The following is a 12,035-nucleotide window of genomic DNA, read 5'->3' on the forward strand; positions in this document are numbered from 1 at the left end:
TATCACTTTCTTCCTTCTTTTCGGAATAAATACGATATGGTACTTACAGTCCCATGTCGTATGGGCCAAACTCTGATAATCTCTCATTTGATTCTCCTAGCTCTTGATCAAGCTAAAAGAATCACGGTGACCGTATCACACGGTCAAACCTTTAATAGTCCCCCGGCATAGCCGGGGGATTACCTTATTTATTTATCGCCTGCTTTCATTGCCGGCGTCAACGATACTTTCTCCTGTGCACAGATTACCTTCGATCGTTTCCATATCGTCAAACTGCTCAATCAAGCAATGGATGCCGTGCGCAAAGCTGAACGCAAGGAACACGATGCGCTTAAAGGCCACCATACACTTTTCTAAAAAAACCTCAGTCGCTCTCAGAAACACAACAGCAACAATTAACTAGCATGATTCGCCTCTATCCTACTTTGGGGAAGGCCTACCGCCTCAAAATACTGTTCAATGATCTGTGGGACATGCCAGATAAATCCAGGGCACACGCTTTTCTTACCCAGTGATGCGATGAAGTCAATCAAGCCAGCATTCCAGCTTTCCAGGCTTTTGCTAACACGATCATCTCTCATTGGAACGGGATTATTCACTTTGTTGAATCCCGTCTGACCCAACGGCATTCTTGAGGGCATCAATAACAAGATTCAGCTTGCCAAACGGCGCGCCAGAGGCTATCGGAATATTAACAACTTCATCAATATGATTTATTTCTTATGTGGAAAACTTCAGTTTACTTACCCACGGTATTTCACATAGAATCCAGAGCTTTTGCCCGGGAATGTTAGAGCCAGCATCCATAATGCTTGAATTTGATACTTGAGTTGATTCATTTGAAACTCCTTATAAAAAAGTTTAATGGTTTTGGTTGTGCGCACCCCCAAATCAGCGTTATAGAGTAACGATTGGCTTGAGGCTGGGTACTATTCATCTTTAAATTATTGAAACTTTTATCATTTTAACGGTTCTTATTTTTAACCCTTTGCTAAAAAGGGTTACGGTACACAGCTATAGATTTATAGCCTCTCGCCATATGGTTGTGTACCGGTCTTTCATTCTTCTGATCCTTTACTGTGGTGCACAATTGATTTACTCCTCCCTTTTTCAATTTGTGCACCCATTTTTTATTTTTTGTTAAAACAGGTTGCAAATGTAAATGAAAACGATTATCATTATCATATCCAATGTTAAAAAAGAGCATTGATATAAACCTGTAGACCTCCTCTCTCCTTGTTATACAGGTGTGTATCGGTTCCACAATGGATATTCCCCTCAAATGGTGCACAATGTTTTTTTCTCATCTTTTCTTTGTGCACCATTTTTCTATTTAAGAAAAAGTTCATAATGTATTCCTTATTTGTTCGCTACAAGCTTTTACATGTACCTTAGTACAATGGAATAAAGCATGTATAAAGCTGGATAATTTACTTGTAGCGCTTGTGCTACTGATTTGTTTCGTTAAATGCAGTTTTCGAAACTGAATCATATTGTTGTACTCATTGTTGAAGTATTTTAACGGTGCATAGTGGCAAACATTGTCGGTAGGGCTTTTGTCGTTTTGCACCGTACTTTTTTTGAATTGTTGTTGAGATACCTTTCATATACCCCTTAATTAGGCGCTTGGTGCAAAAAAAATAAAAAGGAACGACAGCAGGGAGGTAAAAATAAGCAATTGATTAGAAAAGATTTCATAGCGTGTTCCTTATTTATTAACCACAAGTTTTAAGGGTTGATTGAATTCGTCATCGAACCTATACCAGTCAGGAGGAGAAACTGGTTCAAGCTCGACGACGTGAACTTTAGTAGAAAATTTGGTGACGTTGCGCGGCTTGGTTATATCAAGGCCGTGCTCACGTAGAACCTTGGCATGTCTAATGTTTATATGTCTAATGTCTATAAAGGGTTCCGTTTGACATGATGGTGCGTAAATCTTCCCCAGCTAGCCAAGCGGCAGCAGTGACATGGTAACGTGAAGGTATAGAATCTGGTATGTCGGGTTCATCGCTGCGATCAACACGGCGGAAAATTTCGGTTTCTGAGAAACTGTTTGGAAATTGTGAGTTCTGGGTTAACGTAGCGTCTTTTTGCTATTAGCAGACAATATGTTGAATCAACAAAAAAACGGAAGAAACGTTATCTGAGCAACTTAAGTGAGGGAGCGTGGAGTTATTTGAAACCCCATCTGCCAGTATCAGCTGTGGAGAGGCCACGAGAGTTGAGTATGCGTCAGGTAGTCAATGCAATTTTATATATTCTGAAAACAGGTTGTCAGTGGCGACAATTGCCTCGTGAATTCCCGGTCTGGAGCTCAGTTTACTACTATTTTTATCGCTGGTCCTATAACGGAACATGGGAACGTCTTCATCATTTGTTACGCTCTCGCTTGCGAGAAAAGTGTGGCCGACACAAACAGCCGACGGCAGGCTGCCCGGACAGCCAAAGCGTCAAATGCATCGCAGTTTCTGGTCAACGTGGTTTCGATGCAGGCAAGAAGATCAATGGTCATAAACGCCACATTCTGGTAGACACACCGGGGTTACTGTTGATGGTGGCAGTGACTGCTGCCAGTGTACAGGATCGTGACGGGGCTCGCCTGCTGTTGCGTCATCTGCCGGGAGGGTGCAAAAAATTGAGGAGGATCCGGGTGGATGGTGGCTATGGCGGTCGTTTAGTAAAGTGGGTGGCACAACGGTTTAAATTCTGTCTGGAGGTAGTATTGCGCCCCAGGGAAACCAGGAAATTTGTGCTATTGCCTCGTCGCCGGGTAGTCGAGCGCACTTTTAGCTGGCTGAACCATTCACGCAGGCTTAGTAAAAGCTATGAACGCATCACCCGTACGGATAAGACCTGGATTTACATCGCCATGACCCGCATTATGTTAAGGCGCTTGACATAAAACAGGAGTTTCCAAACAGTTTCTGATGCGAAGATTTGCTGAATCTTTTCATCTGATAGATTTTCCAGCTTGTCGAGTCCTTCGATTTGCAGCATACGGCGCTTAAGTTCTACTTCTACGCGTACAATTCCATTGTCTCTGCACCATTCATAAACAGGGTCATCTATTTTCATGCCGTGTTTCTCCATTTCGATGTGTTTAATATAGGCTTTTTTGATCATATGGCGTGTATTAGACCATCAAACAGCTTCGTCGCCAGCTCTCCCCTTTTTCATACGTGAAACAGATCGCTCGGCAAGCCAGCGAATAAGGTGTGTCGTGCCTGGGATTCTGCACCACACGCAAAATTAGCGGTGATGTCTACCCGCACTAAGCTAAACGCGCATGAGTCAATACATTTAAAGTCAAAGTCACCGTCTAAAGATGGTGGTTTTTAAATTGAGGTTATGGTTTAGTAAGATGATGGGTGGGTTGCGGAAATAAACGCGAAGCTGGCAATATTTAGGTATTACACGCAACGAAAACTCACCGTCCCCTCGACAGCCCATAAGCAGGCGCCCAGTCAGGGATCCCTGTGAAACTTTTTGCTAACCATCTCAAAACCATCGTTTGTTTTTTTTCGTTACAGCATAACAATTACAGTGTAGGTATCAGGCTATAAATGAGTTGCTTCTGTTGGTTATGTTTTACGAGGAAATCTATGTTTAGCCGCAAGGCGGCAAGTTTCAGCAGGAATGACGAGCCGTTCAGTTCAGTGACCATAGCAGATGCATTGTGTTTTGCTGGATATACAGGTTAATACTTTTATCAGTCAATTTGATGAAATACGAGTGTTAGTGCAAAAGGCTTGTGATTTATGAACAATGTTATTAAAACCACATCTAAAAAGCTATTTCTACATGTTATTCCATTTCTAAATCAAAATTGACTTTGTCGGCTTCACCTTGCCGAATTATTTATACTGTCTGCGGCTCGCCTTCGTGTCATTTTTGATTTAGAAATGGAATTATAGGAGTTCTTCCATGAAATTTAAGCAAATAAGGAATGCACCACTTAATATTAAATATGGCGGAAAAAAATTTCTGATTGATCCCTGGTTAGCTGAAAAAGGAGCAATTCCTGGATTTGGCGGTACTATCAATGACCACGTACGGAACCCAACAGCTGATTTACGTGTCCCTTTAAGTGAAATTGTTAATGTGGATGCGGTTATTTTGACCCATGTTCATCCAGATCGCTGGGATGACACTGCCAAGAATGCAATACCTAAAGACATACCCTTTTTTGTACAGCACGAAGTAGATGCACAACGATCCGCTTAGAGGGTTTCAAGAATGTCGGGGTACTCAAAGATACTAACACTTTTGATGGTATCACGATAATCAAAATGCCTGGCCGACATGGCGGAAGTGAAATTGTTGAGGATATAGCCAATCCCATATAATAAGATTTAATTTTCATAAGCGGCAAAGAGCTGCTCGATGGAATAACCTTCCCTTTTTCTGATGGCTTTGGCCTGAGCCCATTCGGGTTCAATGTCATTTAAGTCCGGGGAATAAGGCGGCAGGTATTCAAGTGTATGCCCGGCGGCGAGTTGTCTTGGGATCGGGAGTCTTGATCCAGCGCATCACGCTGGCGACACCTACGCCAAAACGCTCGGCCACGTGTGCGATTGAGAGGTTCTCCTTCTCACGAACGGATAATACTTTACGGCGAAATGATATCGGATAGGTTATCTGTAAATTATAATCAATTTATAGGAGATATGCTATATGAAAGATTTGTTAGGGGAAGTAAGTGGTATAGTTTTAAAGCATCCGGATGAGAAAACGGTCTACATCGCTGGAGATACTGTCTGGTATGAAGGAGTCGAAGACAATTTAAAGAAATATCATCCGCTTAATAGCGGTGATGCCAAAGTCACTGATGAAGAATCCATCATCATGGGCAAACAGGATGTTTATGAGGTTTATAATGCAGCACCTAACGCGACCATTATCGCCAGTCATATGGAATCCGTAAATCATGCCACGCTATCCAGAAAAGAACTACGTGAGTTTCTAAGCGAAAAAGGGATGACTCAGCGTGTACTAGTACCAGAAGATGGGGAAGCTTATAGTTTTTAATAACCTAGGCTATAAATGAGTTGCTCCTGTTGGTTGTGATTTGCGGAGGAATCCATGTTTAGCAGCGAGGCAGCAAGTGTCGGCAGGAATGACGAGCCGTTCGGTGCTGTGGTCATAGCAGATGTATTGTGTCTTGCTCGATATGCAGGTTAATACTTTTGAGCAGTCGACTTGATCGGATACCAATGTCGGCGCCATGAGTGCTACAGGCAATGGGACAGGTTCAGGCTTTACCGGCTGAGTAACTGGCTGACTGACGAATATGACCTGGTTTTTTTCAATTTCTGCTTTTGCATTAATGGCTGCTTTTCATGCTAGACAATATAGGTGATTTTTACTCCGCCCGGTACGACAGATAAAAGCGTAATGCTCATGATCAGTACCCAAACATATATTAATTTGAAGTATCAGGTAAATGATTTAAAACGTATTTGATATTTTTCTACCCATTATAGAATATCGCGATAGAGAGGCACTCTTACAATCGCCAACTCACTCAAGTTGCCTGAGCTTACTTAACCACACATGTCAGAGCTTAACTTTCTTTTGCCCAGTTAAAGGGAGCCACATCAAATTCAAAAAATACATAAGTTAATAAATTAATTAACAACCTTATGCAGCTTATGCAGCCATCACTCTGCAGCTTCTGGCACATTCACGACAAGTTCTTGCACAATCACTCATACCAATCTTTTCACAACTACTGGCACAGGCTTCGCAAACATCAGCGCATACCTTACAGAGCGGATAGCTGAAAGGCGAACGGCTCAGCATGAAATCGACTGAAGTCTGACAGATTTCAGCACAATTCATCATCAGGCGGAAATGGTCTGGCGCAACATGCTCACCGCCTGATTCAAGACAGTGATTCATCGCTTCATGCAAGCACATCTGATAACATTGATTACAGGCTTCTACACATTCTTTCATTTTGGGATCAGTCAAATGAGTCATAGTAGTACCTCTTAAAAGTTGAAAAATCCGATTTTCAGAAAGTAAAAACAGGCTTTAATTTTTAAGTGTTTGATGTTGCTCCCTTTAACTGGACAATCTCGAAGATAGTTAAGTTCTGACATGTATAGTTATTCGATTTCTCAATCAAAACTGACTTTGTCGGCTTCACCTTGCCGTATTATTGATACGTCTGCGTCTCGCCTTCGCATTATTTTTGATTTGAAAATGAAATTAAACAAATTCAGGCAAATTGACGGTAAACGTGTTTTTTAGCCAATCTGCTTTGGGCAAATTTGTTTCGTCACATATCATGCATAACCTCAAGGCTTCATTATTCATAATATTGATATCTTGTAAGGTAGATAATTCCAGAATCATTTCTTTTTTATTCCGTGCTTATTTTTCCGTTCAGCACCAACTTCGATGCCGTTTAAGATCTCACCTCGGTGAATTTTTCACCGAATTCATTTAACCTTTATTCAGCCGGCAGTCTCTCCTTTGGTCTTTTGCCAGACTCGCAATACTTCTGCTACACTCCAGGCTTGTGCGATGCAGCCGCGAGGATAGTAAGGGGGATCCGCGTCGAAAATCTCGCTTATAGTGCCAATACCTTCATCCAGGAGGTGTGCTCGAAACCCCTCAAGCATGCGGCGTCCCATGGGAAAGTTTCTATGAGTTTTAAGCCATGCGTCGATGAAAGGGCCGATTAACCAAGCCCAGACCGTGCCTTGGTGGTAGGCTGCATCTCTTGCTCTAAGATCGCCGAAATACGTGCCCTTGTAATCCCGATGGGCTGGATCCAGGCTTCTCAACCCCACGTGAGTCAACAATCGGCCTGCTACTACATCGAGCACCGATCGCCATTTCGCTTCTTCCAAAATGGGATGAGGAAGCGAGATAGCCAGAATCTGGTTCGGACGCAGGCTGTTGTCATCGCCTTGCTCTCCGTCAATGACATCCAATAAGTATCCCAAATCAGGCGCCCAGAAACGGCGATTGAATGACTGCGCCGCTTGGCTCGCCATGGTTATCCACCGCTCAGGAGAATCACCAACCGCTGCCCCCCAATCAGCCATACAACACAGGGCGTTATACCAGAGCGCCTGTACTTCAACCGGTTTACCGCGTCTCGGCGTCACTACCCAATCGCCCACCTTAGCGTCCATCCAAGTGAGTTGATAACCCTCTGCACCAGCATGCAGGAGGCCGTCATGTGGGTCAACCTTGATGCCGAAGTGTGTTCCCTTTACATGATGGTCAATTACAGAGATCAACACGGGATACAATGTCAGTAGCGTTTCACGGTCACCGGTTGTTCGATAATAACGGTCCAGAGCATGGAAATACCACAATGTAGCGTCCACTGTGTGGTAGAGAGCTTGCCGTTTCCCTTCCGGAAAGAGATTCGGAAGCAGGCCATCTCGTACATATTGACCGAAAGTCCGCAGAATAGATCGAGCTTCCCGGTGACGTCCGGTGCAGAGAGTTAACCCCTCGAGACTGATCATGGTGTCGCGTCCCCAATCAGTAAACCAGTGATACCCGGCGATGATCGTATGAGGTTCGTCAGCGGATGCGCGGGGCACGTGCACGTCAACACGAGATGCGGGGACAATGATGAATTGGTCAGCCGCCAACGTCAGCCACCGTTCCATACCGTCCTTTTCTGATTCATCGATGTGCGCCAACAAGGCGCTCAGCCGCTGAGCTTCTGACTCGATGATGGTCTGCGTTTCATATTCGAGCCGGTCCCAGGATTCGGTACTGGCCACGAAGGACACTGGTTGGCCCTGTGTCAGCTCGACGGTGAAATAGCCGGGGCTTGACAAGTCCTCGACGTATTCAGATCCCCGATCCCGATCGACGCGGTAGCAAACACCGCGACTCGTGACTGGGTCTACCAAAAAGCTAAAGTGTTCCTTTGGCGATCTGACGCACATGCGTAATGGCGGAACATCTTCGCAAAGCCAGAGTTCAAAGCGTCCATCAAGGAGAGTCGGCGGAAAGGCCAGCTGCCCGCCTTCACTGATCTGCGCGTCGAGCATGCGGAAAGTCAGGAATGGCCGGAGCTGGAGTTGCAGCGGTTCACCCTCGAGCAAACGATACTCCACATATACTGAGTTGTCACCGTGGGGCATGATGATGCGCTTTTCCAAGCGCCGTCCCTTGACTGCTATGCGCCAGACTGGCGTCTGCCATTCGCGGCAGAACTCTGTGAGTAGTCGCGGAAGGTCGCTCACCAACCGTCCATCTTCGTATTCTATCCCGCTGATGAGCAGAGACTCTCCGTCTGCGATGATTTCTTCGTCAAGTCGGGGCATCAGAACCGTCCGCCCCCAAGGTGCGGGCAGATCCGGTATGAATAGCCCATGATACCGTCGCGTCGGAGCTCCCAGCAATGTCGAGGAGGCATAGCCACCGAGTCCGTTCGTTACTAACCATTCCTTGGCAAGAAAGGAATTGATGTTGGGTAGCTGATCGTGTGGAATGGTTAAAATGATAGCATCGCTACGTACTGTCGTATTCATCGCCATGTTGTTATTTAACTCCTCTCCTCAATCCTGCGTTAATCGGCTCTGGCTTAACCTGGTACGGCGGTATACAGGACCGCAGACTCTCCAGGTAATCTCCAGCCTTGCTCAGTCAAGGGTTCAATGACACCCGGGCCTCCGTAACAAGGGGCGTCACTCGACCAGACGAATGACCAGGAGCGCCCGACGGGTGGAGCTATCAGGGGCTCCGGCGCAGGTTGATAGAGCAGATCGGCCCCCAGATTGATGAGCAGCAAGCGATCGTTCCCATCGTGTCCCATGTACCGCAAAAGAAATGCACAGGTGCCCAGCACTGCCCCATCGATTGCCTCTCGCACCTGTTGCGCAATCACCGGATCCTCACGCCGGAGGCGAAGGAGATCCCGGTGCAAGGCGTACCATTCGGCATGGTATTCTCGCTCGGACAGGTCCAGTCGTGAACGTTCATAGACTGAGGGATCGGAGGGATCGACGATGGCTGCTTGTGCAGCCGGTGAGCCATAACTAGGAAATTGTGCGAGAAATTCCTTGCGACCCTGATGGATATCCGCGGCCAATTTGCCAGGAGGAAAATCGACGAAGTAGTGGAAGGGAGCGGAAGCTCCGAACTCTTGCCCCATGAAGAGCATGGGGGTTTGGGGAGCTAGAAGCAGCAGCGTGGTCAAGGCACGACAAACTCCCGGGCTAGTCTTGGTATGCAGCCGATCTGCCCGCAACTGATTGGCAACCTGATCATGGTTTTGCAGAAAAAATACGAATGCTTCGGCTGGTTCATGCGATACCATCGTGCCTCGCGGTTTTCTTTGCCATTGGTACCGCTGGCCTTGGTAGAGAAACCCGCGCTTCACACAGGAGATCAATTCCTGCGGTGATCCGCGGTAATCAGTAAAATATCCTTCGCTGCGACCGGTAGCAGCCACGCGAGTCGTGTGATGAAAGTCTTCACTCCATACGGCATCGAGCCCCCACCCACCCTGAGCGATCGGTTGAATGATCCGCACCCACTGAGCTTCGCATTCAGCCACCAGAATGATCGAGCGTGTTCCTGCTGCCTCTCTGGCCGCCTGAGAGAGCTCAGCAATGATATGCATGGGGCTGGCATCCTGAAAGGCATGGACCGCATCCAGGCGTAACCCATCCAGGTGATATTCCTCGATCCAATAACAGGCATTTCTAATAAAAAATTCCCGCACCTCCCGCGATCCTGGCCCGTCAAAGTTGAGCGCCTCGCCCCATTCGTTGTTATAGCGGTCGGTGAAATACTCATCACTGAACTCCGGGAGATAATTACCATCCGGTCCTAAATGATTATATACCACGTCGAGAATGACGCCAAGTCCTCGTTGGTGGGCCTCGTCCACGAAGCGTTTCAACGCCTCGGGATCACCGTAGACATGGGAAGGTGCGTAGAGCCCGACTCCGTCATATCCCCAATTCCATCGACCAGGAAATTCTGCCACCGGCATTATTTCAATGACCGTAATCCCGAGATCTTTCAAGGCATCCAACTGGGTAATGGCAGAATCGAATGTGCCGCCTGGGGTGAAGGTTCCTACGTGCATTTCATAGATGACTTGCCCCCTCATCCTGACTCCCGGCCATTCTTGATCTCTCCATGCATAGGCGCCAGAATCTACGATCAGCGAAGGTCCATGAGGGCCCTGTGGTTGAAATCGCGAACAGGGGTCTGGATAACATCGCTCTTTATCCAATCGATAGCGATAAGTCATGCCTACCGAAGCATTTCGAACCAGCCCTGACCAATAGCCGTTAGACTCTCTTGTAAGAGGATATCCTTGCTCGTCCTCTTCGAGGACGACCTCAACTGTAGCCGGCTTAGGTGCCCAGCAACGAAACCATATTCCCTCTTGATTAATCCATGTTCCAAGATGCACTCTATCGGCTGAGTGGTTGGAGTGGTCAAGCCCTTTCTTATTCGGTATTTCGGTTAACTTAGAGCAGCTACTCATAGTACTCTCCCAAGGTTTGGCTGACCGTCCAGCCAGGTATCTGTCAATCCGGAATGCAGCAGAATGAGAACAATCCGCTTTTAGACAGAAGTGCGTAGCAAATCTGACTATTCTGACCGTTTGTGACTCATCACTGACTGCTTGAATAACATCCCGTCGAGATAGACAGCCTCAAAATACAATAGCACTACAACATATTGCATTGCCCGCACAAGTAGTATTTATCCTCGTTCTTTACCTAAGCGTACAAGAGAATAAACGCTCTTTGCTATACTTAATTATACTTAATCAAATATTTTTATCAAACACGGCGCTGAATGATCAAAAGGTTACACTTTTCTGCGTGAAGTCGTTATAAAATTTGGAAATTAGGATGATGAAGAATTCGTCATTTTTCTCAGGAAGGTGTCTGCCAAAAACAAATACCTTAAAGAAAAATTGTAGTTATAAAGGGTGCTGACAAATAAATTGTAATGTAGCTTGTCACGTTTGCTGAACCAAGCTTCCTAAGCATGGTTACATGATCACTTATAATTCAATAATCATATTGATACGTCTACTTCTTCTATTTATTGAAGACCAATATTAAGTACGAAGAACATACTATTTTATTGCTTTATGATTATTTTCTCATAGTTCATCGTGAGAAGAATTTAGAGAAACCATTATTTTATTTTTAATAGCTGGAATTTGATAGCTAGTTTTAACACTAAACCGAATCAATGTTAAATTAGCGTTTCTACATATATTTTCAACAAATGAATCTCTATGAATCGTTTTTTCTTCTAAATGGCTTTTATCATCAAGCTCAATAACTGCTACCACTGACAATGTGTCTTTAGTGCAAAGTACATAATCAAAATGCTTACAAGCAATTTGATTAAAAGCTATTTGCTTGACACTCTTATTTGAAGCCTTTTTAATCCCAACAACATCTGCAATACGTACTTTACCAAAAACTAAATATTGATTTGACACAGCTTTGGAAAGCACTCCAAAAAAAGACCTTTCAGCAGGAGTAAATAAAACTTTTGTATGGTAATAGACGCGATCGCTTTTTTTATAAAAGATTTTTAATAAAAGGATTAACACAAAACAGCTAGCAAAACCAATGATAATAATATTTTGTAATTCCATTTAGATACGCCATTCTCGAATGATGATTACTGTACTCTTATGACAAGTAACTTTTAAGCTTAAAGATTATCGAAAATAATGAAAATTGAAAACTTGTACGATACTGGATACGTTGTAGTTTGAGTTACAGCAGGGATAAAGCACTTCCTGTCCTAATTTCTTCGGAATCTACGCGCGAGCACTTTTCGATTCCCTACTCTAAATATTGCGTCATTAATTACTATGCCTGTACCTTAGTACAATTCCAAACGTCATAGAAAAAGTAGGATACTTTAGCTGTAGTATTTTTAGCTGTAGTATTTTAAGTTGCTAATGTGGTTTTGTTGAATGCATTTCTATAAACTGAATCACATTTGGAACTCATTTGTAACTCCTTTATTGATAGGAAATTGGCGGTGTACTTTTGCAAGCCGCT

At 44.8% G+C, this 12,035-nt stretch carries 8 protein-coding genes and 3 pseudogenes; 4 read left to right on the plus strand and 7 right to left on the minus strand.

The window, feature by feature from the left end; genetic code table 11:
- Positions 1 to 87, minus strand: a pseudogene (locus BM122_RS11480) (IS200/IS605 family transposase); the annotation flags it as partial.
- Between the two features lie 105 nt (positions 88 to 192).
- On the opposite strand from BM122_RS11480, the pseudogene BM122_RS25140 reads away from it, so the two are divergent.
- Both BM122_RS25140 and BM122_RS11505 read left to right on the plus strand, forming a co-directional pair.
- Positions 193 to 765: pseudogene (locus BM122_RS25140) on the plus strand (ISL3 family transposase); the annotation flags it as partial.
- Positions 766 to 2,143: 1,378 nt separating this feature from the next.
- Positions 2,144 to 2,902, plus strand: coding sequence for an IS5 family transposase (locus BM122_RS11505; protein ID WP_256212022.1), 759 nt, complete (start codon positions 2,144 to 2,146; stop codon positions 2,900 to 2,902).
- Here the strand turns inward: BM122_RS11505 and BM122_RS11510 are convergent.
- The gene (locus BM122_RS11510; RefSeq protein WP_143083414.1) at positions 2,860 to 3,075 is read right to left on the minus strand and encodes a hypothetical protein; all 216 of its coding nucleotides are present in this window, start codon (positions 3,073 to 3,075) and stop codon (positions 2,860 to 2,862) included. The two genes, BM122_RS11505 and BM122_RS11510, sit on opposite strands and share 43 nt — an antisense overlap.
- Positions 3,076 to 3,924: 849 nt before the next feature.
- Here BM122_RS11510 and BM122_RS11515 point away from each other — a divergent pair.
- Positions 3,925 to 4,224, plus strand: coding sequence for an MBL fold metallo-hydrolase (locus BM122_RS11515; RefSeq protein WP_074905694.1), 300 nt, complete (start codon positions 3,925 to 3,927; stop codon positions 4,222 to 4,224).
- A gap of 128 nt (positions 4,225 to 4,352) precedes the next feature.
- On the opposite strand, the pseudogene BM122_RS26055 reads toward BM122_RS11515, so the two are convergent.
- A pseudogene (locus BM122_RS26055) lies at positions 4,353 to 4,478 on the minus strand (transposase); the annotation flags it as partial.
- Between the two features lie 196 nt (positions 4,479 to 4,674).
- Here BM122_RS26055 and BM122_RS11530 point away from each other — a divergent pair.
- Complete coding sequence (locus BM122_RS11530; RefSeq protein ID WP_177198108.1) at positions 4,675 to 5,028, plus strand: MBL fold metallo-hydrolase; 354 nt, start codon at positions 4,675 to 4,677, stop codon at positions 5,026 to 5,028.
- Positions 5,029 to 5,649: 621 nt separating this feature from the next.
- Here BM122_RS11530 and BM122_RS11535 read toward each other — a convergent pair.
- From BM122_RS11535 to BM122_RS11550, 4 genes are all read right to left on the minus strand, one after another.
- Positions 5,650 to 5,982, minus strand: a complete 333-nt coding sequence (locus tag BM122_RS11535) for a four-helix bundle copper-binding protein (protein ID WP_074905696.1) — start codon at positions 5,980 to 5,982, stop codon at positions 5,650 to 5,652.
- 479 nt (positions 5,983 to 6,461) lie between these two features.
- The gene (locus tag BM122_RS11540; protein ID WP_074905697.1) at positions 6,462 to 8,516 is read right to left on the minus strand and encodes an amylo-alpha-1,6-glucosidase; all 2,055 of its coding nucleotides are present in this window, start codon (positions 8,514 to 8,516) and stop codon (positions 6,462 to 6,464) included.
- Positions 8,517 to 8,563: 47 nt separating this feature from the next.
- Positions 8,564 to 10,483, minus strand: coding sequence for a malto-oligosyltrehalose trehalohydrolase (treZ, locus tag BM122_RS11545; RefSeq protein WP_083398462.1), 1,920 nt, complete (start codon positions 10,481 to 10,483; stop codon positions 8,564 to 8,566).
- Positions 10,484 to 11,113: 630 nt separating this feature from the next.
- The gene (locus BM122_RS11550; RefSeq protein WP_074905698.1) at positions 11,114 to 11,620 is read right to left on the minus strand and encodes a DUF2726 domain-containing protein; all 507 of its coding nucleotides are present in this window, start codon (positions 11,618 to 11,620) and stop codon (positions 11,114 to 11,116) included.
- Between the last annotated feature and the right edge of the window lie 415 nt (positions 11,621 to 12,035).

The sequence above is a fragment of the Nitrosomonas communis genome (assembly GCF_900114745.1).
In the GTDB taxonomy this organism is placed as follows: Bacteria; Pseudomonadota; Gammaproteobacteria; order Burkholderiales; family Nitrosomonadaceae; genus Nitrosomonas; species Nitrosomonas communis_A.